Source organism: Stenotrophomonas sp. 220_Sma, from assembly GCF_056487375.1.
In genome coordinates, this window is sequence record NZ_CM151348.1 from 3,300,089 (window position 1) to 3,325,625 (window position 25,537).

Consider the following 25,537-nt stretch of genomic DNA (forward strand, 5'->3'; position numbering starts at 1 on the left):
CCGCCACGCATGAATCCGATTGTCCGCTGGTTCCACCAACTCGGTTCGCCCCCCACGTTCGACCGATTCGCTGCCCGCTGGTCGCGGGTGTTCTACCTCGCGGCGGTGCCGGTGCTGCTGGTCGGCATGTGGCAGGCGCTGCTGGTGGTGCCGCCGGAAGCCAAGCAGCTGGACAGCTTCCGCATCCTCTACATCCACGTGCCCAGCGCCTGGATGAGCCTGTTCGTGTTCGCGCTGATGGCGCTGTATGCCGCCATCGCCCTGATCTGGCGGATCAAGGTCTGCGAGATCCTGGCCATGGCCTGCGCACCGATGGGTGCCGGTTTCACCCTGATCACCCTGCTCACCGGCAGCATCTGGGGCAAGGGTACCTGGGGCACCTGGTGGGACTGGGACCCGCGCATGACCAGTGAGCTGGTGCTGCTGTTCCTGTACCTGGGCGTGATCGGCCTGTATCACGCCATCGAAGACCGCCGCAGCGCCGCACGCGCAGCCGGCCTGCTGGCCATCGTCGGAGTCAGCCTGCTGCCGGTGATCCGCTATTCGGTGGACTGGTGGGGCGGCCTGCACCAGCGCCAGTCGATCAACGTGTTCGGTGAATCGGCGATCAGCAGCGCGATGATCGCGCCACTGTGGTGGATGGTGATCGGCACCAAGTTCTGGTTCGCCGGTTCGGTGCTGGCCAAGGCCCGCGCCGACAATCTCGACCGCGAGGCCGGCAAGGCCTGGGTCGGTGGTCGCGTCGATGCCGCACGTCCGGCCGGGGAGGCCCAGCCATGACCCACCTGCCCTATGTGATCGGCGCCTACGCCGTGTTCGTGCTGGTACTCGGCGCCGATGCCATCGGTTCGTGGCTGCGCCTGCGCGTGGCACGCCGGTTGGCGCTGGCACGCCAGCAGCGGCAGCAGACCCGCGCCGTCAAACAGGACGCTGCGGCGCCGCTGTCGACGGAGCTGGAACGATGACGCCGGTACAACGTCGCCGCCTGGTCTGGGTACTGCTGGCCCTGCTCGCCTCCGGGCTGGCCACCGCGCTGGTGGCGATGGCGCTGGAACGCAACATCGCCTACCTGTACACGCCTTCGGAAGTGCTGCGCGGCGATGTCGATGCGCAGTCGCGGTTCCGCCTGGGCGGCATGGTGGTGAAGGGCTCCTTCAACCGCCCGGTCGGTTCGCTGGAAGCACGTTTTGAAGTGACCGACGGCGATGCCCAGCTGGCGGTGACCACGTCGCGGATCCTGCCGGATATGTTCGCCGAAGGCACCGCAGTGGTCGCCAGTGGCCGCCTGCAGGACGATGTGTTCGTCGCCGACGAGGTGCTGGCCAAGCACGATGAGAAGTACGTGCCCAAGGAAGTGGCCGACAAGATGGGCGACGCCCATCGCAAGCATGACGTGCCGGTGACGGCACCCGAGGTGCGCTGAGTGCTGCCCGAACTGGGTCAGATCCTGTTGTTGTGCGCGTTGCTGGCCTCGCTGCTGCAGGCCGGCCTGCCGCTGGTCGGCGCGCATCGCGGCAACACGGCATGGATGGCGGTGGCACGGCCAGCCGCCTTCGCACAGCTGCTGCTGCTCGCCGGCGCCTTCGCGGTGCTCACCGCCGCGTTCGTGCAGCAGGACTTCTCGGTGCGCTACGTGGCCGAGAACTCCAATTCGCTGCTGCCGATGATCTACCGCTACTCGGCGGTGTGGGGTGCGCACGAGGGCTCACTGCTGATGTGGGCACTGGTGCTGGCGCTGTGGACCGGCGCGGTGGCGCTGTTCTCGCGGCACCTGCCGGCACCGGTGCAGGCGCGTGTACTGGCAGTGATGGGCATCGTCAGCGTCGGATTCCTCGCCTTCCTGATCTTCACCTCCAACCCGTTCCTGCGCCTGAATCCGGCCCCGCTGGAAGGCCGCGACCTCAATCCGCTGCTGCAGGACCCGGGGCTGATAATCCATCCGCCGATGCTGTACCTGGGCTATGTCGGCTTCGCGGTGCCGTTCGCATTCGCGGTGGCCGCACTGCTGGAAGGCCGCGTCGACGCACGCTGGCTGCGCTGGACGCGGCCGTGGACCAACGTCGCCTGGGGGTTCCTGACCCTGGGCATCGCGCTGGGCAGCTGGTGGGCCTATTACGAGCTGGGCTGGGGCGGCTGGTGGTTCTGGGACCCGGTGGAAAATGCCAGCTTCATGCCGTGGCTGGTCGGTGCGGCACTGATCCATTCGCAGGCGGTCACTGAGAAGCGCGGCACTTTCGGCAGCTGGACCCTGCTGCTGGCGATCGCGGCCTTCGCGCTGTCACTGCTCGGCACCTTCCTGGTGCGCTCCGGTGTGCTGACCAGCGTGCATTCGTTCGCTGCAGATCCGTCGCGCGGCCTGTTCATCCTGGTGTTCCTGTCGGTGCTGGTCGGCGGCAGCCTGCTGCTGTACGCGCTGCGTGCCAGCCAGCTGAGCGTGGACGCCGACGATCCGCGCCGTGGCTTCACCGCCACCTCGCGCGAGACCCTGCTGCTGGCCAACAACCTGCTGCTGGCCACCGCCTGCGCGATGGTGCTGCTCGGCACGCTGTACCCGCTGCTGGCCGATGCGCTGTCGCTGGGCAAGATCTCGGTCGGCCCGCCCTACTTCGGCAGCCTGTTCCTGCTGCTGATGGCGCCGATGATTCTGCTGCTGCCGTTCGGCCCGCTGGTGAAGTGGCAGCGCGACCAGCCCTCGCGCGCGTTCGCGCTGCTGGCACCCTGGCTGGGGCTCGCGGTGCTGCTGGGTGCGCTGGCCTGGTGGCAGGCGCCGCAGAACGGCTGGAAGGCCGGTCTTGGTGTCGCCGCTGCGGTCTGGGTCGGGTTCGGTACCGCACGCTTCGTCTGGCAACGACTGCGCGGCAACGGCCGCTTCACCGCCGAGATGCTCGGGATGATCGTCGCCCACGCCGGCATTGCCGTGTTCCTGGCTGGCGCGCTGCTGGTGGAAGCCCTGAACGTGCAGCGCGAAGTGGCGTTGGCACCGGGCCAGCAGGTGGTGGTCGGCCGCCACGAGGTGCGCTTCGAGGGCGTGGACCATCGTGAAGGACCGAACTTCATCGCCGACCGCGGCCACCTGCGCGTGTTCCGCAACGGCCGCGAGCTGGCCCTGCTTCATCCGGAAAAGCGCCAGTACGCCAGCGGCGGCCAGGTGATGACCGAGGCCGGCATCGATGCACGCTTCGATGGTGATGTCTACGTGGCATTGGGCGAGCCGCTGGGCAACAATGCATGGGCGGTCCGGGTGCACATCAAGCCGTTCGTGCGCTGGATCTGGCTGGGCGCGCTGCTGATGGCCCTGGGCGGATTCATCACCGCCGCCGACCGCCGCTTCCGTCGTCCGTAGGAGTTCCCATGTCCGAGTCCCCCACCCCGCGCCCCTCCCGCCCGCTGCCGCCGGTAGCCATCGTGATCGGCGTGCTGTTCTTCTTCGGCCTGCTCGGGCTGATGATCTACGGGGTGATGAAATCGGGCGATCCGCAGCGCGACGTGCTGCCATCGGCGCTGATCGACAAGCCGGCGCCGGCGTTCGCGCTGCCGGTGCTGCACGACCCGGAAATGATCGTGCACAGCGACGAACTGCGCGGCGCGCCTTACCTGTTGAACGTGTGGGGCAGCTGGTGCGCGGCCTGCCGCGAGGAACACCCGGTGCTGACCCGTTTCGCCGAGAGCAAGCGCGTGCGCGTGATCGGCTACAACTGGAAGGACGACCCGACCGACGCGCTGCACTGGCTGGAACAGCTGGGCAACCCGTTCATGGTGGTGCTCAGCGACGTTGAAGGCCGCACCGCGATCGACTGGGGTGTGACCGCCGCACCGGAGACCTTCCTGGTCGATGGCAGCGGCATCGTGCGCTGGAAGTACAGCGGTGCGATGACCCAGCGCGTGGTCGACGAGAAACTGATCCCGGCGCTGCAGAAGATCGAGAAGGCCCAGGCCAGTGCCGGCAACACCCTGCATACGGCGCCCTGAGCCCATGCGCTGGCTGCTGGCGCTGCTGCTCCTGATGCTGCCGCTGGCCGTGCTGGCCCAGCAGCCGCTGCACGATCCACAGCCCCTGCAGTTCCGCGATGGCGCCGAAGAACGTCGCTTCCACGACCTGGCCGCGCAGCTGCGCTGCGTGCAGTGCCAGAACCAGTCGCTGGCCGATTCGAACGCGCAGATCGCGCAGGACCTGCGCCGCGAGGTGCTGCAGCTGATGCAGCAGGGCCACGACGACGCGCAGATCAAGCAGTTCCTGGTCGCGCGCTACGGTGAGTTCGTGCTCTATCAACCGCCTCTACAGCCGGGCACCTGGCTGCTGTGGGGCGGTCCGCTGCTGGTGCTGGGCGCCGGCGCGCTGGTGGTACTGGGCATCGTCCGCCGCCGTGGCCGCACGGTTGCTGCCGCCCCCGCCAGCAAGACCGATGAAGGAGACGGATGGTGAGCCATTGGCTGCCGATGCTGGCTGGACTGGTGGCCGCACTGATGGCGGCGCTGGTGCTGTGGCCGCTGCGCCACCACGGTCGCCGCGGTTTCGTGGTGGGCGTGCTCGCGCTGGGCGTGGCCGGTGCCTGCCTGTATCTGCTGGTTGGTGATCCGCGTGCAGCACAGGTACAACCAACCCCGTCGGTAGCCACCCTGCGAGATGGCGTGCAGGCCCTGCAGGATGCACTGAAGCGAGACCCGCAGCGAGCCGATGGCTGGACGCTGCTGGGCCGGTCGCAGGCCGAACTGGGCAACGCCGCAGCCGCAGCGGATGCCTTCGCACGTGCTGCCGCTCTCGCCCCGGAAGACCCCGGCGTGCTGGTGGAAGCGGCGCAGGCACGTGCGCAGGCCGATGCCGGCAAGCAGTTCGATGACACCGCGATGGCCTGGTTGCAGCAGGCTCGTGCGCTGGCGCCCGATGCAGAGCGCGCCAGCTGGCTGCTGGGCATCGCCCTGCGCCAGCGCGGAAAGAATGCCGAGGCTGCCGACATCTGGAGCGGCCTGCTGCCACGGCTTGAGCCCGGCGCCGCGCAGGCGCTGCAGGCGCAGATCGCCATCGCCCGCGAAGCCGCCGGCCAGGCGCCTGATGCTGCCGCTGCGGCGCCACCGGCGCTGCTGCAGGTGCGCGTGCAACTGCCTGCGCTGAACAACGCCGAGTGGCCCGCCAGCACCCAGGTATTCGTGCTGGCCCGCGCCGTGGGTGGACCGCCGATGCCGGTGGCCGCACGCAAGCTGCCTCTGGCCGGTTTCCCGGCCACGGTAGGGCTGGGCGACGCAGACAGCCCGATGCCGACCGCACCGTTGTCCGCGCATCGCGAAGTGGAAGTGCTGGCACGCATCTCGCGCAGCGGCAGTGCCAACCGCAGCGAGGACGATCTGCAGAGCGTGCCGGTAAAGGTGAGCCTGCCGCATGAAGGCGTGGTGGAGCTGCGGTTCCCGTAGTGCCGGCCGCTGGCCGGCAACCACGCGGGCGCATCCAGATTCATGAGGTTGCCGGCCAGCGGCCGGCACTACCGGGTGCATCGCCGATGGAAACCAGCGTGTCGCCAGCTCCACATGCGGCCCCGCTAGAATGACTGCATGACCGAATTCATCCCGCCCGGCACCCGCTTCCACGCCCTGCCCTCGCCGTTCCCGTTCAAGCGCGGTGGCGCCCTGCACGGCGCACGCGTGGCCTACGAAACCTGGGGAACGCTGGCCGCCAACGCCAGCAACGCGATCCTGATCGTGACCGGCCTGTCGCCGGACGCGCATGCAGCGGCCAACGAGGCCAACCCGGCACCGGGCTGGTGGGAAGGCATGGTCGGCCCCGGCAAGCCGATCGATACCGACCGCTGGTTCGTGGTCTGCGTGAATTCGCTGGGCAGCTGCAAGGGCTCGACCGGTCCCGCCTCGCTCAACCCGGCCACGGGCCAACCGTATCGCCTCGACTTCCCCGAGCTGTCGATCGAAGACGGCGCACGCGCCGCGATCGAAGTCGTGCGTGCACTGGGCATCGAACAGCTGGCCTGCGTGGTCGGCAATTCGATGGGCGGCATGACTGCACTGGCCGTTCTGATGCTGCATCCGGGCATTGCGCGCAGCCACGTCAACATTTCCGGCAGTGCGCAGGCACTGCCGTTCTCGATCGCGATCCGTTCGCTGCAGCGCGAGGCGATCCGCCTTGATCCGCGCTGGAATGGCGGTCACTACGACGATGCCGAGTATCCCGAGTCCGGCATGCGCATGGCGCGCAAGCTGGGCGTGATCACCTACCGTTCGGCACTGGAATGGGATGGCCGCTTCGGCCGCGTGCGGCTGGATTCGGACCAGGCCGACGACGATCCGTTCGGCCTGGAATTCCAGGTGGAAAGCTATCTGGAAGGCCATGCACGGCGCTTCGTGCGCTTCTTCGATCCGAACTGCTATCTGTACCTGAGCCGTTCGATGGACTGGTTCGACCTGGCCGAATACGCCGACGGCGACGTGCTGGCCGGGCTGGCGAAGATCCGGGTGGAGAAGGCGCTGGCGATCGGCGCCAACACCGACATCCTGTTCCCGGTGCAGCAGCAGCAACAGGTCGCCGACGGCCTGCGCGCCGGCGGTGCCGACGCGCGCTTCATCGGCCTGGAGTCGCCACAGGGCCATGACGCCTTCCTCGTCGATTTCGAGCGTTTCGGCCCGGCCGTGCGCGGCTTCCTCGACGCGCTGTAAGTGGCATGGCGGCGTAACCTCGCGCTGGCCGCATTCGGTGCGTTGATCGCACTGACGGTCAGCGGCGTGCTGCCGCTGTGGCTGGGCGGTTGGTGCCTGCTCGCCAGCGCAGTGTCGTTCGGGCTGTATGGCCACGACAAGCGCGCGGCGCAGCGAAAGCAGTGGCGGATTCCCGAGCGCACACTGCAGTTGCTGGCTTTTGCCGGCGGTTGGCCGGGCGCGCTGCTGGGCCAGGCGCTGTTCCGCCACAAGCATCGCAAAGCCGGATTCCAGTGGGTGTTCTGGCTGTGCGTGCTGGCCAACGTGGCCTCGATCGCGGTGATGCTGCGCGAGTTCTCACGGTAACCGTTCGAATGGGTAGATCCACGCCATGCGTGGATGTGCCGACCAAGGTCGGCATCTACCGAAGCGCTTCGCGCACCAGAACCCCATCACGCAACCGGTACTGCGCATCCACCACGCCGTCGGGCAGGTCGTCGTGGGTGATCATCAGCAGGCTGCGCCCGTCCAGCAACCCGGAGAGGTCCTGCAGCAGCGCGCGCGCGGTATCCACGTCCAGGCCTTCGGTCGGTTCGTCCAGCAGCAGGATCGGCGCATTGCGCAGCAGCGCGCGCGCCAGCGCCAGGCGTCGTGCCTGGCCGGCCGACATCGTCGCGCCGTTCTCGCCCACCCAGGTCTGCAGGCCACCGTTGCGCTCGGCCCACTCGCCCAGGCGCACGCGACGCAGTACCGCCCACAACGCTGCGTCACTGGCATCGGGATCACCCAATCGCAGGTTCTCGGCCACGCTGCCGGCAAACACCGGCGCGTTCTGCGGCAGCCACGCCAGTTGCCGGTGCCAGTCGGCCTGGGCGAAATCACGCAGGTCGCGGCCCGCGTAGGTCAACCGTCCCTGTTGCGGATCCCATAGCCGCAGCAGCAGGCTCGACAGGGTGGTCTTGCCACTGCCGCTGTCGCCGCGAATCGCGATCCGCTCGCCCGGCGCCAGGGTCAGCTGCAGGCCGGACAACACCGGCCGCGCCGCACCGGGCCACTGGAAGTGCACGTCATCCCAATGCACGCGCGCGGCCTGCGGCACCGCCTGCGGCGCCTGCGGGTCCTCCACCGTCGGCGGTTGCTCGACGATGGCCTGCAGGCGATCGGCGGCGATGCGCCCGGACTGCAGCGACTGCCAGGCCAGGCCCATGCCGGCCCACAGTTCGATCAGTGCCACGGTGAGGAACACCAGACCCGCCGCCATTTCCGGCGCGATGCGCTGCTGTTCGGCCGCATGCAGGGCCAATGCCAGCATCGCCACCAGGCCCAGCCCGGCGACCAGGCCATGCAGGGTCGAGGCCGCGATCAGGCGCCAGCGCCGACGACGATCCCGCGAAGCCAGCTGCTTGGCCGCCACGCGCACCTTCAACTGCCACGCTGCACCGGCATGCAACGCGGCCAGATCACCCGCGCCCTCCAGTCCTTCGAAGGCTGCGGTACGCAGGGCAGCACGATGCGCGGCACGGTCGGCCTCCTCATCGTCGCGACCACGCACGCCCAGCCACGGCACACCGAAGGCGATCAGCAGCGCCAGCACCGCCAGCAGTACCGCCGCAGACGGCAGGATCACAGCGGCCGAGGCGATCGCCACCAGTGACAGCGCACCCAGCGCCACCAGCGGCCCGATCGCACGCACCAGCAGGCCATCCACCTCATTGATGTCACCCAGCAGGCGTGCCAGCAGTTCGCCGGTACGCGTGGCCCCCAGCCGCGCCGGTGCCAGTGGCAGCGCGCGGCGGAAGAACCACACGCGCAGGTCGCGGGCGATGCGCAGCGTGGCATCGTGGCCGACCAGCTTCTCGAAGTAGCGCGACACGATGCGCGCCATGGTCAGGCCGCGGATGCCAGCCGACGGCGAAAAGAAGTTGAAGCCCTGCGCCAGCCCGGCCGCACCGGCCAGCGCAGCGGCGGTCAGGAAGCCACCGGACAGGCCCAGCAGGGCGGTGCCGGCCAGCATCGTGATCCACAGCAGCAGCACGGTCAGCAGCAGGCGCGGGCGATGGCGCAGGAACACCGCGCGCAGCGAATCAGGCGAACGGCTCATGCGCGCACCGCCTGTGCCGGCTCGACCAGGCGGCCTTCCGGCAACAGCAGGCAACGGTCAGCCCACGCGATCACCGCAGGGCTGTGGGTGGCGACCACCACGCTGCGTCCACGTGCATAGGCGGCCAGGCTGCGCAGCAGCGCGGCTTCGGTATCGGCATCGAGGAACGCAGTGGGTTCGTCCAGCAGCAGCACCTGCGGGTCGCGCAGCAGCAGGCGGGCCAGGCCGATGCGGCGTGCTTCACCACCGGACAGGCCGAAGCCGCGCTCGCCGATCACGGTATCCAGCCCCTGCGGCAGGCGCTGCGCGAACTGCAGCACCTGCGAGGCCTCGGCCACTGCGCGCAACCGCGCATCGCTGGCACCGGGATCGGCCAGGCGCAGGTTGTCGGCGATGCTGCCGTGGAAGAGGTACGGCCGCTGGCTGGCATAGGCCACCTGCACGCCGGGACGCAGCTGCAGCTTGCCGGCACGCGGCGGCAACCATCCGGCCAGTGCCTCCAGCAGCGTGCTCTTGCCGGATCCGCTGGGCCCGACCAGGGCCAGGCGCTGGCCCGGTTCCAGCAGCACATCCAGATCCTGCAGCACGTCGTGCGGCGCGCCCAACGGGCGCAGCACCAGGCCCTGCGCCTGCAGCGGCGGCAATGCGGCCTCGGCCGGCTCCACCGCCAGCGGCGCGATCTCGTTCTCGATCAGGCCCTGCTCATCGGGCAGCGACTGCAGCAGGCGCTCCACCTCGGCGGCGGCAGCCAGCGCGTTGGCGCGGTCGTGGTAGTGCGCGGCCAGCCGCCGCAGCGGCGCGTAGAACTCCGGCGCCAGCAGCAGGCAGAACAGGCCGGCGCCCAGCGTCGGCACTGCTGCATGCAGCGTCATCAGGCCCAGATAGCTCAGGCCCAGGTACAGCGCAACCATCGCCACGCTCACCGAGGCGAAGAATTCCAGCACCGTGGACGACAGGAAGGCGATGCGCAGCACCTTCATCGTACGCACGCGCACGCCTTCGGCAGCGGCCGCGATGCCGTCCAGTTCGGCCTCGCCCCGGCCATACAGGCGCAGCAGGCCCAGACCCTTGATGCGGTCGGCGAAGTGGCCGCTCATCCGCGCCAGCTCGCCCAGCTGCGCACGGCCGGCGGCTTCAGCGCCCCAGCCCACCAGCATCATGAAGAACGGCACCAGCGGTGCGGTGAACAGCAGGATCAGCGCCACCACCCAATCCACCCAGGCCACTGCGGCCAGGATCAGCAGCGGCACCACCACCACTTCGGTGCGCACCGGCAGGAAGCCGCTGTAATAGCTCTCGATCGCATCACCGTGATGCAGCATCAGTTCGCCCAGCTCGCCGGTGCGGCGCTGACGCAGCCACAGCGGCCCATGCCCAAGCAGGCGCGCGAACACACGCTCGCGCAGCGCCAACCGCGCGGCATCGGCCACATCACCGGCAGCCGCCTGGGTGGCGCTGCCCAGCAGCGTGCGCAGCACCAGGATCACCGCCAGCCCAGCGAGCACCGGCAGGCCCGACGCCAGCGGTGCGCGCTCCACCAGCACCTGCTGCACCAGCCAGGCGATGGCAGCGGCCTGGCCGATCAGCAGCGCGCCAGACAGGCTGATGCACAGCGCCGCCAGACGCTGGCGACCTCGAGCGGAGCGCGCAAGATCGGCCAGCCAGGCGGTGCGGGCACGCCGCTGGCGGGTCGTTTCGGCTTCCGGGGAAAGGCCGTCAGGGGTCGTTTCGGCAGCGCTCAAGGGGTCTTCACGGGTAACAGGGGAGACACGGCATTGTAGGCGCAGGCAACAGCCTCCCCCTGCGGCCGGCGGTCGCAGTCTTCATCGGGTTGGCATACGATCCTCCTGAATACCCATTCATACATTGATCTGGATCAAGGCTGTTTGAAGTAGTCGGTCACATCATTCACCCCGTAGACCACCCTTCCCGCCACCTGCAACGGCACTATCCAACGAGGTAGCCAGGCCATGATTGATCAGACAGTCGTAGAACTGTCGCGGCTGCAATTCGCTCTGACCGCGATGTACCACTTCCTATTCGTCCCGCTCACGCTTGGCCTGTCCTTCATGGTGGCCATCATGGAGAGCGTGTACGTGATGACCCGCAAGCAGGTCTGGCGGCAGATGACCCTGTTCTGGGGCACCCTGTTCGGCATCAACTTCGCCATCGGCGTGGCCACCGGCCTGGTGATGGAGTTCCAGTTCGGCATGAACTGGTCGTACTACAGCCACTACGTGGGCGACATCTTCGGTGCGCCGCTGGCCATCGAAGGCCTGATGGCGTTCTTCCTGGAAGCGACCTTCATCGGCCTGTTCTTCTTCGGCTGGAAGCGCCTGAGCCCGGTCAAGCACCTCACTGTGACCTGGCTGATGGCGCTGGGCACCAACCTGTCGGCGGTGTGGATCCTGATCGCCAACGGCTGGATGCAGAACCCGACCGGTGCGGTGTTCAACCCGGAAACGATGCGCATGGAAGTGGTCGACTTCGCTGCGGTTCTGCTGAACCCGGTGGCCCAGGCCAAGTTCGTGCACACCGTCAGTGCCGGCTACGTGACCGGTGCGATCTTCGTGATGTCGATCAGCGCCCTGTACCTGCTGCGCAACAAGCATCGGGACATGGCCCGCCGTTCGTTCGCGGTGGCCGCAGCCTTCGGCCTGCTGTCCTCGCTGTCGGTGGTGGTGCTGGGTGACGAGAGTGGTTACGCCGCCAGCGAACACCAGAAGATGAAGCTGGCCGCGATCGAAGCAATGTGGGAAACCGAGCGTGCACCGGCCGACTTCACCGCCTTCGGCATTCCCAACCAGGACACCCACCAGAACGACTACGCGGTGAAGATCCCGTACCTGATGGGCCTGATCGCCACCCGTTCGCTGGACCAGCCGATCCCGGGCATCCTGGAACTGGTGGAGCGTGCCGAGCACCGCATCCGCGGCGGCCAGATCGCCTATGGCGCACTGGAACGCGTGAAGAAGAACCGGAACGACCTCGAAGCACGCGAGATGTTTGATCGCCACTGGCAGGATCTCGGCCACGGCCTGCTGCTGAAGCGCTACCGCGAAGACATCCTCAACGCGACGCCGGAGGAAATCTCCAAGGCCGCGATGGATACCGTCCCGCGCGTGGCCCCGCTGTTCTGGACCTTCCGCATCATGGCGGGCCTGGGCTTCTACCTGATCGCCTTCTTCGCACTGGCGTTCTACTTCTCGTGCCGCAACAACTTCCAGGACAAGCGCTGGTTCCTGAAGCTGGCCGTGTGGTCGCTGCCGGCACCGTGGATCGCGATCGAGTGCGGTTGGTTCGTCGCCGAGTACGGCCGCCAGCCGTGGGCGGTGGATGGTGTGCTGCCCACCTTCTACGCGGCATCGGGCCTGGCACTGCATGAAATCCTGACCACGCTGGCGGTGTTCACCAGCTTGTACACGGTGCTGCTGATCATCGAGATCAAGCTGATGCTGAAGGCGGTCCGCAAGGGTCCGGACGACATCCTGCCCTCGCTGCAGGCCGATATCCGCCCCGCTTCCCCCAATGCAGTCGCCCCCGGCCAGGCCTGAGGCAGGAGAATCCAGATGGAATTCATTGCACTTGATTACACCACGCTCCGCGTGATCTGGTGGCTGCTGCTCGGCATCCTGCTGATCGGCTGGGCCGTGATGGATGGTTTCGATCTTGGTGTCGGCACGCTGCTGCCGTTCGTGGCCAAGACCGATGAAGAACGCCGGCTGGTGATCAACACCGTCGGCCCGGTGTGGGAAGGCAACCAGGTCTGGCTGGTGCTGGGTGGTGGCGCGATCTTCGCCGCATGGCCGCCACTGTATGCGGTCAGCTTCTCCGGCTTCTACCTGGCGGTGTTTGCGATGCTGTTCGGGCTGATCCTGCGCCCGGTCGGCTTCAAGTACCGCAGCAAGCTGCCGTCCAAGCGCTGGCGCGACAACTGGGACCGCGTGCTGTTCATCGGCGGCCTGCTGCCGGGCCTGATTGCCGGCGTCGCCGTGGGCAACGTGCTGCTGGGTGTGCCGTTCCACTTCGATGACACCCTGCGCGTGACCTACACCGGTTCGTTCTTCGGCCTGCTCACCCCGTTCGCGCTCATCGCCGGCCTGATCAGCGTGGCCATGCTGGTTTCGCATGGTGCGGCCATGCTGGTGATCAAGACCGACGGCCCGGTGGCCGAACGAGCCGCACGTTACGGCAGCGTCGCCGCCATCATCAGCTTCGTGCTGTTCGCTGTCGCCGGTGCCTGGGTGGCCTTCGGCCTGCCGGGTTACCAGATCACCTCGCAGGTGGTCACCGATGGCCCGACCAATCCGCTGCTGAAGACCGCCGAACTGGGCACGGCCGCCGGTGGCTGGCTGCGCAACTACAGCTCCATGCCGGCGACGCTGGTGTTCCCGGTGCTGGGCCTGCTGGGCGCACTGGCCAGCGCGGTACTGCTGCGCGCACGTCGTGGTGGCCTGGCCTTCATCGCCTCGGGCGCCTCCATCGCCGGCATCATCCTGACCGTCGGCTTTGCGATCTTCCCGTTCCTGCTGCCGTCCTCCAGCCAGCCAACCTCCAGCCTGACTGTCTGGGACAGCTCGTCCAGCCATCTGACGCTGTGGGTCATGCTGCTGGCCACGGCCATCTTCCTGCCGATCATCATCGCTTACACCACCTGGGTGTACCGCGTACTGAAGGGCAAGACGACGGTCGAGGAAATGGGCGACAACCCCAACGCTTACTGATTGCCGGTGTGCCGGCCTACGGTCGGCACATCCCTTGAACATAGGAGATTGACCATGTGGTATTTCGCCTGGATTCTCGGTGCCGGACTGGCCTCGGTCGTGGCCATCCTCAACGGGATGTGGTTCGAAGCGCGCGAAAGCGCCCGCACCGACAACGACGTGCATTGAAACTGTAAAAAAGGGTTGCCGACAGGGCCTTCACACGGTATCTTAGGCGGCTCCTTCGGGGTGTAGCTCAGTCTGGTAGAGCGCTACGTTCGGGACGTAGAGGTCGCAGGTTCGAATCCTGTCTCCCCGACCACTCAAGTGGTCGCATTGAAGCCTGGTGAAGTCGTCCAGGCTTTTTTGTTCCCTGAAGTGGCACTGCTTCGGCAGTGTGAAGAAAACAGCATTCACCCCTTGCCGCCATCGGGGTGAATCGCTAGAATAGGCGGCTCCCTTCGGGGTGTAGCTCAGTCTGGTAGAGCGCTACGTTCGGGACGTAGAGGTCGCAGGTTCGAATCCTGTCTCCCCGACCACTTCGGTGGTCACCAAGAAGCCTGGAAGACATCACTGTCCTCCGGGTTTTTTTGTATCAAGCGCCAGGCCGCCCGCGTGACGGGACCTTGCCGCGCAGCGCACGTACAATGGCCGCGCTGCCGGCCCTCCTGCAGCCCCCACCCCCACCTGCCGCTTCGGCGTAGACCGATGCCGGCGCTGCATGCCGTTGCTGCGGCGTGCGACACCTGCAAGGACCACCGATGAGTTCCTCCCCTTCCGATTCGCCGTCGCTGCTGCACGGCCGTGTCCTCGCGTTTGCCGCGATCCTGCTGGCAGCGGTCAACCTGCGCACTGCGGTCACCTCGATCACCCCGCTGCTGGACGTGCTCGGCCAGCAGTTCGGCTTCGGCACCACCATGACCGGCGTGCTGGGCATGCTGCCGACCGCCTCGTTCGCGCTGTTCGGCGTGGCCACGCCGGCATTGGCGCGGCGCCTGGGCCTGGAACGCACCACGCTGCTGGCGATGGTGATGGCGATGGCCGGCCTGCTGCTGCGTTCCAGCGCCGGCAACGTCGGCACGCTGCTGCTCGGTTCGGTGGTTGCACTGGCCGGCATGGGCATCGGCAACGTGGTGGTGCCGCCGCTGGTGAAGCGCTATTTCGCCAACAAGGTTGGCACCATGAGCACGCTGTACATCAGCGTGCTGCAGCTGGGCACGATGCTGCCGGCGCTGCTGGCAGTGCCGGTGGCGAATGCTGCGGGCTGGCGCGTATCGCTGGGCATGTGGGCGCTGCTGGCGCTGGCCGCCGCCCTGCCGTGGCTGCTGCTGGCCAGGCGCGCACCGAAGCCGCAGGCCGACGCCACCGATCCCACCGCACAGCCGCACGGCAAGGTCTGGCGCACGTCGCTGGGCTGGAGCATGACGCTCATGTTCGGCATGACCTCGCTGATGACCTATTCGATGTTCACCTGGCTGCCGCGCATCGTGGTCGAGGCCGGTGGCACGCCCGCGTTCGGCGGCGTGATGGTCGCCGTGTTCTCGGCACTGGGCCTGCTGCCGTCGCTGGTCATTCCGTCGATGGCGGTGCGCCTGCAGAACCCGTTCCCGCTGGTGCTGATCGGTTTCTTCTCGTTCGTGATCGCCTTCACCGGCCTGCTTGTGGCCCCGATGAAGGCGCCGCTGCTGTGGGCCTGCCTGCTCGGCGTCGGTCCGTCCACCTTCCCGCTGGCGCTGACCCTGATCAACCTGCGCACCCGCACCCCCACCGGCTCGGCCGCGCTGTCCGGGTTCATGCAGGGCGTGGGCTACAGCTTCAGCTGCCTGGGGCCGTTCCTGGTCGGCTGGCTGCACACCGTCAGCGACGGCTGGACGATCCCATTCAGCTTCCTGTTCGGCTGCGCCACCCTGATGCTGTGCGCCTCCTGGGTGGCCTGCAAGCCGCGCAAGCTGGAAGACCTCTGGTAAGCCACGTGGGGCCTCGCAACCGGCCCCACCTACCGCTCGTCAGCCCGTCTGCGCATTTTGACGCCGGGCTGACAATTCCGGGCGGATAGTGCCGACGAATGCCCATCCTTGCCGCGTGCCGGCATCGGGCATGGGGGCGGCAGCGCCGCCCAGGCCACCACTCGGTGTGCGGGGGACTCTCGTTTCAGACAAGACATTGCAGGTCGCTGTCCTGGTTTCGCCCATCCCTGCTGGATGGGAGTTCGCGAGGGGAGTGACGCAGGCCACGGCCATCCCAAAATCTGGCATGTGATGTGCGTCACATTTTTCAGGTTGTCTGGTTCGGAAGCCAAGGGGGTCCCCAATGGTTGTCCACCGCCGGCTGGCGCTCTGCGTCGGCCTTGCCTGTACCGCCCTGGCCTGGGCCAGCAGCGCTGCCCCGCCTGACCGCGAGGCGGCCCTGGCCGAGATCGGCCGCTACCGCGACCAGGCCCGTTGGCTGGATGCGCTCGGCGCGATCGAGCGCGCCAGCCAGCAGCAGCCCAACGACGACCTGCTGTTCAAGCTGCGCGTCCTGACCCTGGGCGACATCGGCAATGCCTGGCGCGCCTGGGAGCTGTACCAGCAGCGCCCGCAACTGTTCGACGCTGCTCAGAAGCAACGCATCGAAGGCGACTACCTGGCCAAGCTGGTGGTCTGGAGCCTGGCTTACAGCAGCAGCGAAGACAGCCGGCTGGAAGAAGCCGAATCGACCCTGGCGCGCATGCAGCGCTATCTGGGCAGCGAAGGCACCCCACCTGTGCAGGCGCCATTGCGCATCCGCATGGACCGGCTGATCCTGCTCAACCGGCTGGGCCGCCATGCGCAGGTGCGAGAGGAAGCCCGCGCACTGCAGGCTGAAGGCCATGCCCTGCCCGACTATGTTCTGCCTGCGGTCGGCGATTCGCTGATGGGCACGCTGCATCCGGAAGAAGCCATTCCGGTGCTGCAGGCGGCCGTCGCAGGCGATCCGACGCGCGACGCCTCGCATTCGGAACTGGCTTACGCCTACCTGGAAAGCGAGCAGCAGGAAAAGGCCGTCGACCTGCTGCAGGCGTGGCGCGACAAGGAACCTGCCTGGCGCTGGAGCAACGGCAAGTCGCCGTATCCAAACTGGTCGCGCTACGAAGCCGACCTCAACCTGGCGATGGTGCGCGCCTACAGCGGTGACCTGCCCACCGCGCAGCGCGATCTGGAATCGATGGTCGACATCGCACCGGGCAACGGCGGCCTGCAGAGCGCGCTGGGCAGCGTGTACATGATGCGCGGCTGGCCACGCAGGGCGCTGCAACGGCAACAGATGGCGCATGCGCTGGACCCGCGCGACATCGAGCCACGGCTGGGCATGCAGGAAGCCTACGTCGCCCTGCAGCGCGATGACCTGGCGCGACCGCTGCACGACGATCTGGTCGCGCGCTACCCCACCCAGCCCGCCGTCGAACGCATGGACCAGGCCTGGCGCGCGCACCGCGGTTGGCAGCTGAAGGCATGGACCGACATCGGACGCAGTTCCGGCGGTGGTGGCACCTCGCCACTGGGCAACGACGACCGCCGCTATGGCATGGAAGTCCAGACACCCGTACTCGACGATCGCTGGCGGCTGTTCGCCTTCGCTGACCGGCGCTCGGTCGATTTCCAGGACCAGCGCATCGACCCGCTGTGGCTGGGCGCGGGCGTACGCTACCGATTCGGCCGTCTGGATGCGGAAGCTGCAGTGCTGCGCGCCAACGACCACATCGGTGATACCGGCCTGCGCGTCGGCGTGGGCTGGCAGTTCAACGACTACTGGCATGCCGGACTGACCGCCGCACGCAATGATCCGGATGCATCAATGCAGGCGCGCGTGGCCGGCATCACTGCCGACAGCGTCAGCGCGCAGGTCGACTACCGGCGCAGCGAACGCACGCACTGGATGTTCGGCGCCAGCCGCTTCCGCTACGACGATGGCAACCATCGCGAACTGTTCAGCACCAGCGTCGAGCAGCGGCTGCTGACACGTCCACGGTGGTTGATCGATGGCCTGGGCAGTGCCTACACCAGTCGCGGCAGCCGCGATGATGCTCCCTACTTCAACCCGAAGCGTGATCGCATGGTCGAGATCGGCCTGCGCATCGACCAGCAGCTGTGGCGCCACTACGAACGCCACTTCCGCCACCGGCTGACCGTCTCGCTGGGCGATTACTGGCAGGACGGCTTCCGCAGTGCACTGGTGCCGTCGGTGTCATACATGCACGAGTGGCAGCTGGGCCAGGGCCGCGTGTTCGAGTATGGCGTGCGCTGGTCGCGGCCGGTCTACGACGGCCATCGCGAACGCCATATCGGCTTCGAAGCCGCACTGCGCTGGGGAGACTGACATGACCCGCATCCTGCGCCTGATCGTGCTCCTGCTGCTGTCGGCTGCGCCGCCGGCCTTCGCGCAGCAGGCCCTGCATCTCGATGCGATCGACAACGGCCTGCTGATCCTCAGCTACCACGACATCCGCGACCAGGTCGCAGCCAAGGGGGATGCCGATACCTATGCGGTGAGCACGCAGAACTTCGCCGCCCATCTGGACTGGCTGGGGGCACACGGTTACCACCCGGTGTCGCTGTCGCAGGTGATCGACGCCTCCCGGGGACGCGCCACGCTGCCACCGAAACCGGTGCTGCTGACCTTCGATGACGGCCTGCGCAGCGTCTACGACAAAGCCTTCCCGTTGCTGCAGGCTTACCGCTATCCGGCGCTGGTGGCGGTGATCACCGACTACGTGGACATGGCACCTGGCCGCACCATCGACTATGGCTACCGGCCGTTCGGCCGCGACGACTTCATCACCTGGGCACAGCTGAAGCAGATGCACGACAGCGGCCTGATCGAAGTGGCCAGCCATACCGACGACCTGCACCACGGGGTGCTCGCCAACCCACAGGGGAACTCCACCCCGGCTGTCGTGACCCGCGTTTACAACCCCGCCACGCGCAGCTATGAGAGCGAGGCGCAGTACGCGCAACGCCTGCGCGCCGATCTCTCGCGCAGCGTGCAGCGCATCGAGCAGCATCTGGGCGTGCGCCCGCGCGCCATCGTCTGGCCATACGCGGCCTACAACCAGTTGAGCAACGACATCGCCGAGCAGCTGGGCATGCCGGTGTCCTTCGATCTGGAGGGCCGCAGCACGCCGGTGGCCAGCGACCTGCATGGCCTGGCGCGCTTCCTGGTCAGCGACAACCCGACCGTGGAAGGGCTGGCCTACGAGCTGCGCCGCGACGTCGCACTCGATGGCATCCGTGCCCTGCAGATCGACCTGGATGATGTCTACGACCCGGAGCCCGCACAGCAGGCGCGCAATCTGGATGCACTGATCGAGCGGGTCAAGCGCATCGCACCGACGCACGTCTACCTGCAGGCGTTCGCCGATCCGGACGGCAACAACACCGCCGATGCACTGTACTTCCCCAACCGCCACATGCCGATGCGCGCGGACCTGTTCAGTCGCGTCGCCTGGCAACTGAAATCGCGTGCGGGGGTGAAGGTCTACGCATGGCTGCCGGTACTCGGCTTCGAGCTGCCCGACCCGGTGCAGCGCAAGGCGCTGGCGATCCGCAACGGCGATGCCGATGGCATGTACCGGCTGGACTTCACCAATCCCCAGGCGCGCCAGGTCATGCTCGACATCTACGAGGATCTGGCGGTCAACTCCTACTTCGAGGGCCTGCTGTTCCATGACGATGGCTATCTGCGCGACACCGAGCTGCCCACGCTGGCGCCCGGCGATGGGGGCAGCGCACGCACGCAGGCGTTGATCGACTTCACCCTGGCGCTGCGTAACAGCGCGCAGCGCTGGCGGCCGAAGCTGGCCACGGTGCGCAACCTGTACGCGGAGCCGGTGCTGCGCCCGCAGAGCGAAGCCTGGTTCGCGCAGCGCCTGGACCTGTTCAACAAGGCCTACGACCAGACCGCACTGATGGCGATGCCGTGGATGGAAGGCAGCAAGCATCCGGAGCGCTGGCTCGACCAGCTGCTGGCCGCGGTGCGTGCACATGACCCACAGTTGCAGCACACCCTGTTCGAACTGCAGACCGTCGATTGGCGCAGCGGGCAACCGATTCCCGCCGAGCGCCTGCGCGCGCAGATCCGCCAGCTGCAGGCGCAGGGCGTGCACCACTTCGCCTGGTACCCGGACGACTTCATCGCCGACCAGCCCTCCACCCGCGATGCCCGCGCGGCAATGTCCGCCGGCAACTTCCCGTACCCGGAGAAGTGACATGGACATGCATCCGTTGCTGCAGGTCCTGTTCCAGTTCGCCTTCTACTACCCGATGGTGATGGCATTCTTCTGGATGTCGGGCGGCCTGTATTACTACTTCCGGCGCGAACGCCATTCGCGCCCACGCAACGACCCGCCGCTGATGGTCGATCCACCGTTCGCGAGCCTGCTGATTCCCTGCCACAACGAGTCGGCAAACCTCGACGACACACTCGGCGCGGCGCTGGCCCAGCGCTACCCGGCCGACTATGAGGTGATCGCCATCGACGACGGCAGCAGCGACGACACGGGTGCGCGGCTGGACGCCCTGGCGGCAAAGCACCCACGGCTGCGCGTGCTGCACCTGGACCGCAACCTCGGCAAGGCCAATGCGCTGCGCATGGGGGCGCTCGCCGCACGCTCGGAATACCTGGTGTGCATCGACGGCGACGCGATGCTGGAAGAACACGCGCTGCACTGGATGATCTGGCACCTGGTCAGCGGCAACCGGGTCGGCGCGGTCACCGGCAACCCGCGCATCCGCAACCGCTCCACCCTGCTCGGACGCCTGCAGGTGGCCGAGTTCTCCTCGATCATCGGCATGATCAAGCGCGCGCAGCGGGTGTACGGGCGCATCTTCACCATCTCCGGCGTGATCGCCGGCTTCCGCCGCACCGCCCTGCACCAGGTCGGCTGGTGGTCCGATGACATGGTGACCGAAGACATCGACATCAGCTGGCGCCTGCAGCGCGCGCACTGGGACATCCGCTACGAACCCAACGCACTATGCTTCATCCTGATGCCGGAAACCCTGAAGGGACTGTGGCGGCAGCGGCTGCGCTGGGCCCAGGGCGGCGTGGAGGTGATGCTGCGCCACGCACGCTCGCTGCTGCACTGGAAGGAGCGGCGCATGTGGGGCGTACTGCTGGAGTACGTGCTCAGCGTGATCTGGGCTTACACCATGTTGTTCATCGTGGTGCTGTGGGCGCTGGGCAAGTTCATCGAGCTGCCCCCGCAACTGCATATCGCCAGCCTGCTGCCGGAGTGGCATGGCGTGATCCTGGCCCTGGTCTGCCTGCTGCAGTTCGCCAGCAGCCTGATCATCGACCGTCGTTACGAAACACAGATTGGACGCAACTACTTCTGGGTCATCTGGTACCCGATGGCGTACTGGTTGATCAGCCTTTCCACCACCCTGGTGGCGTTGCCGAAAACCCTGCTGCGCCGTCGCAGCAAGCGCGCCACCTGGACCAGTCCCGATCGGGGGATCCGATGAACGCACAACGCCCGTCCAACCGCTTCGACTCGCGGATGATCCGCAAGCCGCATCGCCAACCACGCTTCCAGCGCACCGCCTGGGGCTTCGTCACCCTCGCGTTCTGGGGGTTCTACTTCTACCTGTGGGCGCCACTGGTCACCCTGGTGTCGTGGCTGGTCGGCGGCCAACTGGCCTGGCAGCAGCTGTACGAACGGCAAAGCCAGTTCGACCCCTATGTGCTGGTGGCGTTGCCGCTGATGCTGCTGTGCGCCAGCGTACTGCTGATCGGCTGGGCCGAGTACAACCGCGCGCGCTTCCGCGGCCACGACCGGCGCCTGCCGCGGCCGCTGGCCAGCCTCAACGAAGTGGCCGCCGACCTGGGGGCCAGCACCGGGCTGGCCGAGCGCCTGCTGGGCTGCAAGGCCGCCACGCTGCACATGGACGATCACGCGCGGCCGATCGGCATCCGCCGCGAGGTGGTGTAACTCGATTGCCCTGGGTGCCGACCCTGGTCGGCACTTGCTTTGGTAGATGCCGACCTTGGTCGGCGTTCGCTCTGGTGGGTGCCGACCTTGGTCGGCACCGGGGTCTACCACGAAGAGCATCCACGCATGGCGTGGATCTATTTGCGGGTCTGCCCTTCACCGCGCACGACAAATCGTTCGACGGTGAGTGCCTCCAGCCCCATCGGGCCGTACGCGTGCAGGCGCGTGGTGGAGATGCCGATCTCGCTGCCCAGGCCCAGCTGGCCGCCGTCGGAGAAACGCGAGGACGCATTGACCATCACCACCGCCGAGCGCAGTGCGTTGATGAAGCGCTCGGCATGGCCGGCGTCTTCGGTGGCGATCACTTCAGTATGGTCGGAGGTGTAGGCACGGATGTGCGCAATGGCAGCGTCGAGATCGTCAACCACGCGTACCGCCAGCACCAGATCAAGGAACTCGGCGGCATAGTCGTCTTCAGTGGCCAACATGCTGCCCGGCAGCAGCGGCTGCGCCAGTGGATCGGCGCGCAGCTGCACGCCGCGCTCGCCGAGCGCCTGCGCCACGCGCGGCAGGAACGCTTCGGCCACCTCGCGGTGCACCAGCAGCGTTTCCAGCGAGTTGCAGGCTGCAGGGCGGCTGCACTTGCCATCCACCAGCAGGTCAATGGCCTTGCCGAGGTCGGCGCTGGCATCCACGAACAGATGGCACACGCCCTTGTAATGCTTGATCACCGGCACCCGCGCATGCTCGGCGACGAAGCGGATCAGGCCTTCGCCGCCACGCGGAATGGCCAGGTCGATCAGCTCATGCAACTGCAGCAGTTCCAGCATCGCTTCGCGGCGCAGGTCGGTCAGCACGGTCACCGCAGCCGGCGGTACGCCGTTGGCCTTCAATGCGCCGGACAGCGCCTGGGCGATGGCGGTGTTGGAGTGGATCGCCTCGGAACCACCGCGCAGGATCACGCCATTGCCGGCCTTCAGGCACAGGGCCGCAGCTTCGGCGGTCACGTTCGGGCGGGCTTCGTAGATCATCGCGATCACCCCCAGCGGAACGCGCACCTTCTGCACCCGGATGCCGTTTGGACGCACATCGTCGCGGGTGATCTGGCCGACCGGATCGGGCAGCGCGGCGACCTCACGCACGGCTTCGGCCATCGCGAACAGGCGTGCCGGGTCCAGCGCCAGGCGGTCGAGCATGGCACTGCCAACGCCCTTGTCGCGCGCGGCGGCGAGGTCACGCACATTGCCGGCCAGGATCAGCCCGGCATTCACTTCCAGTGCCTGCGCCATTGCCAGCAGCAGCGTGCGGCGCGCCGCACTGTCGAGGCCGGCAACGATCTGGGCCGCGTCACGGCAGGCACGCGCCTGCGCTTCGATTTCGCTCATCGGGGTGTCTTTCAAACCGGTCATGGCAGCACCAGATCGTCGCGATGGACGACACTGCCACCGTAGTTGTAGCCCAGCACGGCCTCGATGTCGCGCGAATGGCGACCGGCGATCCGGCGCACATCATCGGCGGCGTACTGGCTGACACCGCGGGCGATGCAGACACGGCCCTCTGGTGCATTCCAGCACACCTGCACCATATCGCCACGCCGGAACGCGCCCTCCGCACCGGTGATGCCACCGGGCAGCAACGAGGCGCCCTTCTCACGCATGGCCTGTGCCGCACCGGCATCGATCACGATCGCGCCTTCGGTCAGCGGCGCATGCCGCAGCCAGTGCTTGCGGGCCGCCTCGCGGCTGCGCGCGGCGTGGATGCGGGTGCCGAACAGGCGGTCCTGCGCCAGTGCACGCACCACGTCGCTGCTGCGGCCGTTGAAAAGGTAGGTCTCGATGCCGAGACGACCCGCCTTGGCCGCCGCCTCAAGCTTGGTCCGCATGCCGCCGGTACCGGCGCGCGACCCTGCGCCGCCGGCCATCGCCAGCACCTCGTCACTCAGTTCCGGCACGTCGTGCAGTGGCCGCGCATCGGCCACGGTGCGCGGGTCCGCGCTGTACAGGCCGTCGATGTCGGTGGCAATGAACAGTGCATCGGCATCGACCAGCGCGGCCACGGTGGCGGCCAGGTTGTCGTTGTCGCCGAGCTTGAGTTCGTCCACCGACACGGTGTCGTTCTCGTTGACCACCGGCAACGCGCCCAGCCGCAGCAACTCATTGAGCGTGGCGCGTGCGTTGAGGTAGCGGCGGCGGTTGCGCAGGTCGTCGTGGGTCAGCAGCACCTGCGCCACGGGGCGCTCGAAGAAGCGCTGCCAGAGCCCGATCAGCTGGGCCTGGCCGAGCGCAGCCAGCGCCTGCCGCGCTGCCATCGCTGCGCCCGGCTCATCGGCCCGCGGCAGGATCGCGCGCCCGGCAGCGACCGCGCCGGAAGACACGATCACCACCTCACGCCCGGCCAGTACATTGGCCGACACGAACTGTGCCAGGCCCAGCGCGTGGCGAGGTGACAGGCCGCCGCCATCGGCGGCCAGCAGGCTGCTGCCGACTTTCAGCACCGCACGCCGCCACGGCGGCAGCGCTTGTTCGGGGAACGGCGAGGCGACGTGGGCAGCGTGCTGGATCATCGGTCAGGCTCTCAGCGGGTGTTCCATTCGTGCACGGTCAGTGCGGAGGCCTGCATCGTCACCAGCGGATCGGTGGCGACGATGGCCTGCGCCTGCGCCAGGCTGTCCACGTTGCACAGCACATAGGCGCCACCGCTGCCATCGGCAAAACCGCCGGTCAGCTGCAGCTTGCCCTGTGCCTGCAACGCATCGAGAAAGTCACGGTGCGGCTGCACGGCGGCGGCGTTGAAATCGGGCCGGCGCATGGCCAGCACCAGGTAGACGGTGCCGGCCATCAGGACAGCGCCTGCCAGCGCGCGTGCAGTTCGTCCAGGCGCAGGTCGGCGGCCGAACCCGGCGATACGCGTGCGGCCAGGCTGCCTTCCGGAGTACGCCCCTGCCCTGCGCTGTCGGCACCGGCGGCAGCAGCCTTGTAGGCCTCGCGGAACGGCACGCCGGCCACGGCCGCTTCCACCGCCACATCGGTGGCGTACATGCCCGAGTCGATTGCCGCGCGAACCTTGTCGTCGCGCCATTCCAGGTTGGCCAGCAGCGCCGGCAGCAGTTCCAGCGCCGACAGGCCGCGACCGAAGCCGTGGAAGATGGCGCCCTTGGACGACTGCAGGTCGCGGTGATAGCCCGACGGCAGCGACAGCAGCTGCTCGATCTCGGTACGCGCGGCGGCGACGCTGGCGTGGGTCGCGCGCATCAGCTCGATCACGTCCGGATTGCGCTTGTTGGGCATGATCGAACTGCCGGTGGTGTACTGCGCCGGCAGCGCGACGAAGCCGAACTCGGCGCTGGTGAACAGCGACAGGTCCCAGGCAATGCGGCGCAGGTCCAGCGTGGCGCCGCCCAGCGCTTCCAGCGCGGCCAGTTCGAACTTGCCGCGCGACAGCTGCGCGTAGATCGGCGAGATCTGCATGCGGGCGAAACCGAGCGCGGCCGTGGTGTGCTCACGGTCCAGCGGCAGGTTCACACCGTAGCCGGCAGCCGTGCCAAGCGGATTGGCGTCGACCAGCGCATGGGTGTCGCGCGCGCGGATGGCGTTGTCGATGAAGGCCTCGGCCCAGCCGGCCCACCACATGCCGGCCGAGGACACCACGGCACGCTGGATGTGGGTGTAGCCGGGGATCGGCAGATCCTTCTCGGCCTGCGCACGGTCCAGCGCGACCTTGGCAACCTCGGCGCTGAGCTGGGCCACACGCTGCAGCTTCTCCTTCAGCCAGAGGCGGGTGGCGACCAGGATCTGGTCATTGCGGCTGCGGCCGGTGTGGATCTTGCGGCCGGCATCGCCGAGGCGTTCGGTCAGGCGCGCTTCGATCGCCGAGTGACCATCTTCGTACTGCGTGTCCAGCACGAAGCGGCCTTCACGGAAGTCCTGCGCCAGCACGTCGAGCTCGCGCAGCAGGCCGGCCAGTTCATCGGCGCTGAGGATGCCGATGTGCTGCAGTCCCTGCGCATGCGCGGCGCTGGCGGCGATGTCGTGCAGGAAGAATTCGCGATCGAGGATCACGTCATCGCCGGCGAGGAAGGTCTGGATCTGGGCGTCGACGGCGACGCCGGGCTTCTGCCAAAGAAGGTCTGCCATGGGGGCTCCGGAA

General features: G+C 67.7%; 23 protein-coding genes and 2 tRNA genes. 19 read left to right on the top strand and 6 right to left on the bottom strand.

From position 1 onward, the window contains the following. Positions 1-9 precede the first annotated feature (9 nt). From ccmC to ACZLIB_RS15555, 9 genes are all read left to right on the top strand, one after another. Complete coding sequence (ccmC, locus tag ACZLIB_RS15515; protein WP_006378253.1) at positions 10-780, top strand: heme ABC transporter permease CcmC; 771 nt, start codon at positions 10-12, stop codon at positions 778-780. After that, entirely contained in the window at positions 777-965 is a 189-nt protein-coding gene (locus ACZLIB_RS15520; protein WP_032129786.1) for a heme exporter protein CcmD, read from the top strand. The genes ccmC and ACZLIB_RS15520 overlap by 4 nt, the downstream gene beginning before the upstream one ends. Then, positions 962-1,423, top strand: a complete 462-nt coding sequence (gene ccmE, locus ACZLIB_RS15525; protein ID WP_032129787.1) for a cytochrome c maturation protein CcmE — start codon at positions 962-964, stop codon at positions 1,421-1,423. Before ACZLIB_RS15520 ends, ccmE begins: the two co-directional genes overlap by 4 nt. Then, complete coding sequence (locus ACZLIB_RS15530) at positions 1,424-3,343, top strand: heme lyase CcmF/NrfE family subunit (RefSeq protein WP_049401124.1); 1,920 nt, start codon at positions 1,424-1,426, stop codon at positions 3,341-3,343. It abuts the gene before it with no gap. Between the two features lie 8 nt (positions 3,344-3,351). Further along, complete coding sequence (locus ACZLIB_RS15535; protein ID WP_049401125.1) at positions 3,352-3,969, top strand: DsbE family thiol:disulfide interchange protein; 618 nt, start codon at positions 3,352-3,354, stop codon at positions 3,967-3,969. Between the two features lie 4 nt (positions 3,970-3,973). After that, positions 3,974-4,423: a cytochrome c-type biogenesis protein gene (locus tag ACZLIB_RS15540; RefSeq protein WP_049401127.1), complete on the top strand. Its 450-nt coding sequence runs from the start codon at positions 3,974-3,976 to the stop codon at positions 4,421-4,423. Then, on the top strand, positions 4,417-5,406 hold the full coding sequence (locus ACZLIB_RS15545; RefSeq protein WP_253143595.1) for a tetratricopeptide repeat protein: 990 nt from the start codon (positions 4,417-4,419) through the stop codon (positions 5,404-5,406). Before ACZLIB_RS15540 ends, ACZLIB_RS15545 begins: the two co-directional genes overlap by 7 nt. Positions 5,407-5,544: 138 nt before the next feature. Next, positions 5,545-6,657: a homoserine O-acetyltransferase MetX gene (gene metX / locus ACZLIB_RS15550; RefSeq protein WP_164080182.1), complete on the top strand. Its 1,113-nt coding sequence runs from the start codon at positions 5,545-5,547 to the stop codon at positions 6,655-6,657. Then, positions 6,658-7,002 (top strand): DUF1294 domain-containing protein, encoded by a 345-nt coding sequence (locus ACZLIB_RS15555; RefSeq protein ID WP_049401133.1) that lies wholly within the window; start codon positions 6,658-6,660, stop codon positions 7,000-7,002. A gap of 55 nt (positions 7,003-7,057) precedes the next feature. Here the strand turns inward: ACZLIB_RS15555 and cydC are convergent, their stop codons facing one another. Then, on the bottom strand, positions 7,058-8,737 hold the full coding sequence (cydC, locus tag ACZLIB_RS15560) for a thiol reductant ABC exporter subunit CydC (protein ID WP_478468071.1): 1,680 nt from the start codon (positions 8,735-8,737) through the stop codon (positions 7,058-7,060). Continuing rightward, positions 8,734-10,479: a thiol reductant ABC exporter subunit CydD gene (gene cydD / locus ACZLIB_RS15565; protein ID WP_180866286.1), complete on the bottom strand. Its 1,746-nt coding sequence runs from the start codon at positions 10,477-10,479 to the stop codon at positions 8,734-8,736. The genes cydC and cydD overlap by 4 nt, the downstream gene beginning before the upstream one ends. A 228-nt stretch (positions 10,480-10,707) precedes the next feature. Here cydD and ACZLIB_RS15570 point away from each other — a divergent pair, with 228 nt between their 5' ends. The 10 genes from ACZLIB_RS15570 to pgaD all read left to right on the top strand — a co-directional run bounded on the left by ACZLIB_RS15570 (position 10,708) and on the right by pgaD (position 21,391). Then, positions 10,708-12,291 carry a cytochrome ubiquinol oxidase subunit I gene (locus ACZLIB_RS15570; protein ID WP_032129413.1) on the top strand — a complete coding sequence of 528 codons (1,584 nt, stop codon included), beginning with the start codon at positions 10,708-10,710 and terminating at the stop codon, positions 12,289-12,291. A 15-nt stretch (positions 12,292-12,306) separates the two neighbouring features. After that, on the top strand, positions 12,307-13,461 hold the full coding sequence (cydB, locus tag ACZLIB_RS15575; RefSeq protein WP_049401140.1) for a cytochrome d ubiquinol oxidase subunit II: 1,155 nt from the start codon (positions 12,307-12,309) through the stop codon (positions 13,459-13,461). 54 nt (positions 13,462-13,515) lie between these two features. Continuing rightward, positions 13,516-13,629, top strand: a complete 114-nt coding sequence (gene cydX / locus ACZLIB_RS15580; RefSeq protein ID WP_032129411.1) for a cytochrome bd-I oxidase subunit CydX — start codon at positions 13,516-13,518, stop codon at positions 13,627-13,629. 56 nt (positions 13,630-13,685) lie between these two features. Continuing rightward, a tRNA-Pro gene (locus ACZLIB_RS15585) sits at positions 13,686-13,762 on the top strand. Between the two features lie 140 nt (positions 13,763-13,902). Beyond that, positions 13,903-13,979, top strand: a tRNA-Pro gene (locus ACZLIB_RS15590). Between the two features lie 222 nt (positions 13,980-14,201). Beyond that, complete coding sequence (locus ACZLIB_RS15595; protein WP_032129410.1) at positions 14,202-15,407, top strand: CynX/NimT family MFS transporter; 1,206 nt, start codon at positions 14,202-14,204, stop codon at positions 15,405-15,407. 343 nt (positions 15,408-15,750) lie between these two features. Continuing rightward, the gene (pgaA, locus tag ACZLIB_RS15600) at positions 15,751-17,778 is read left to right on the top strand and encodes a poly-beta-1,6 N-acetyl-D-glucosamine export porin PgaA (RefSeq protein WP_478468073.1); all 2,028 of its coding nucleotides are present in this window, start codon (positions 15,751-15,753) and stop codon (positions 17,776-17,778) included. A 1-nt stretch (position 17,779) separates the two neighbouring features. Then, entirely contained in the window at positions 17,780-19,666 is a 1,887-nt protein-coding gene (pgaB, locus tag ACZLIB_RS15605; RefSeq protein WP_478468075.1) for a poly-beta-1,6-N-acetyl-D-glucosamine N-deacetylase PgaB, read from the top strand. 1 nt (position 19,667) lies between these two features. After that, positions 19,668-20,924, top strand: a complete 1,257-nt coding sequence (pgaC, locus tag ACZLIB_RS15610; RefSeq protein ID WP_010486660.1) for a poly-beta-1,6-N-acetyl-D-glucosamine synthase — start codon at positions 19,668-19,670, stop codon at positions 20,922-20,924. Then, the gene (gene pgaD, locus ACZLIB_RS15615; RefSeq protein WP_032129407.1) at positions 20,921-21,391 is read left to right on the top strand and encodes a poly-beta-1,6-N-acetyl-D-glucosamine biosynthesis protein PgaD; all 471 of its coding nucleotides are present in this window, start codon (positions 20,921-20,923) and stop codon (positions 21,389-21,391) included. Before pgaC ends, pgaD begins: the two co-directional genes overlap by 4 nt. Positions 21,392-21,528: 137 nt before the next feature. Here pgaD and ACZLIB_RS15620 read toward each other — a convergent pair whose 3' ends face one another. Genes ACZLIB_RS15620 through argH form a run of 4 tightly spaced genes read right to left on the bottom strand, consistent with a single transcriptional unit; the run spans position 21,529 to position 25,524 of the window. Beyond that, positions 21,529-22,800, bottom strand: a complete 1,272-nt coding sequence (locus tag ACZLIB_RS15620; RefSeq protein ID WP_478468076.1) for a glutamate-5-semialdehyde dehydrogenase — start codon at positions 22,798-22,800, stop codon at positions 21,529-21,531. Continuing rightward, positions 22,797-23,954 (bottom strand): glutamate 5-kinase, encoded by a 1,158-nt coding sequence (gene proB / locus ACZLIB_RS15625; protein ID WP_180866279.1) that lies wholly within the window; start codon positions 23,952-23,954, stop codon positions 22,797-22,799. Before proB ends, ACZLIB_RS15620 begins: the two co-directional genes overlap by 4 nt. Before the next feature lie 11 nt (positions 23,955-23,965). Then, positions 23,966-24,229: a YciI family protein gene (locus tag ACZLIB_RS15630; RefSeq protein WP_032129404.1), complete on the bottom strand. Its 264-nt coding sequence runs from the start codon at positions 24,227-24,229 to the stop codon at positions 23,966-23,968. Further along, on the bottom strand, positions 24,229-25,524 hold the full coding sequence (gene argH, locus ACZLIB_RS15635; protein WP_049461415.1) for an argininosuccinate lyase: 1,296 nt from the start codon (positions 25,522-25,524) through the stop codon (positions 24,229-24,231). Before argH ends, ACZLIB_RS15630 begins: the two co-directional genes overlap by 1 nt. Positions 25,525-25,537: the final 13 nt, after the last annotated feature.

What these genes read in the sequence shown, in the direction of transcription:
- ccmC (WP_006378253.1), top strand. Translation starts at nt 10, where the DNA reads ATGAATCCGATTGTCCGCTGGTTCCACCAACTCGGTTCGCCCCCCACG.
- ACZLIB_RS15520 (WP_032129786.1), top strand. Translation starts at nt 777, where the DNA reads ATGACCCACCTGCCCTATGTGATCGGCGCCTACGCCGTGTTCGTGCTG.
- ccmE (WP_032129787.1), top strand. Translation starts at nt 962, where the DNA reads ATGACGCCGGTACAACGTCGCCGCCTGGTCTGGGTACTGCTGGCCCTG.
- ACZLIB_RS15535 (WP_049401125.1), top strand. Translation starts at nt 3,352, where the DNA reads ATGTCCGAGTCCCCCACCCCGCGCCCCTCCCGCCCGCTGCCGCCGGTA.
- ACZLIB_RS15540 (WP_049401127.1), top strand. Translation starts at nt 3,974, where the DNA reads ATGCGCTGGCTGCTGGCGCTGCTGCTCCTGATGCTGCCGCTGGCCGTG.
- ACZLIB_RS15545 (WP_253143595.1), top strand. Translation starts at nt 4,417, where the DNA reads ATGGTGAGCCATTGGCTGCCGATGCTGGCTGGACTGGTGGCCGCACTG.
- metX (WP_164080182.1), top strand. Translation starts at nt 5,545, where the DNA reads ATGACCGAATTCATCCCGCCCGGCACCCGCTTCCACGCCCTGCCCTCG.
- cydC (WP_478468071.1), bottom strand. Translation starts at nt 8,737, where the DNA reads ATGAGCCGTTCGCCTGATTCGCTGCGCGCGGTGTTCCTGCGCCATCGC.
- ACZLIB_RS15570 (WP_032129413.1), top strand. Translation starts at nt 10,708, where the DNA reads ATGATTGATCAGACAGTCGTAGAACTGTCGCGGCTGCAATTCGCTCTG.
- cydB (WP_049401140.1), top strand. Translation starts at nt 12,307, where the DNA reads ATGGAATTCATTGCACTTGATTACACCACGCTCCGCGTGATCTGGTGG.
- cydX (WP_032129411.1), top strand. Translation starts at nt 13,516, where the DNA reads ATGTGGTATTTCGCCTGGATTCTCGGTGCCGGACTGGCCTCGGTCGTG.
- ACZLIB_RS15595 (WP_032129410.1), top strand. Translation starts at nt 14,202, where the DNA reads ATGAGTTCCTCCCCTTCCGATTCGCCGTCGCTGCTGCACGGCCGTGTC.
- pgaA (WP_478468073.1), top strand. Translation starts at nt 15,751, where the DNA reads ATGGTTGTCCACCGCCGGCTGGCGCTCTGCGTCGGCCTTGCCTGTACC.
- pgaB (WP_478468075.1), top strand. Translation starts at nt 17,780, where the DNA reads ATGACCCGCATCCTGCGCCTGATCGTGCTCCTGCTGCTGTCGGCTGCG.
- pgaC (WP_010486660.1), top strand. Translation starts at nt 19,668, where the DNA reads ATGGACATGCATCCGTTGCTGCAGGTCCTGTTCCAGTTCGCCTTCTAC.
- pgaD (WP_032129407.1), top strand. Translation starts at nt 20,921, where the DNA reads ATGAACGCACAACGCCCGTCCAACCGCTTCGACTCGCGGATGATCCGC.
- ACZLIB_RS15620 (WP_478468076.1), bottom strand. Translation starts at nt 22,800, where the DNA reads ATGACCGGTTTGAAAGACACCCCGATGAGCGAAATCGAAGCGCAGGCG.
- proB (WP_180866279.1), bottom strand. Translation starts at nt 23,954, where the DNA reads ATGATCCAGCACGCTGCCCACGTCGCCTCGCCGTTCCCCGAACAAGCG.
- ACZLIB_RS15630 (WP_032129404.1), bottom strand. Translation starts at nt 24,229, where the DNA reads ATGGCCGGCACCGTCTACCTGGTGCTGGCCATGCGCCGGCCCGATTTC.
- argH (WP_049461415.1), bottom strand. Translation starts at nt 25,524, where the DNA reads ATGGCAGACCTTCTTTGGCAGAAGCCCGGCGTCGCCGTCGACGCCCAG.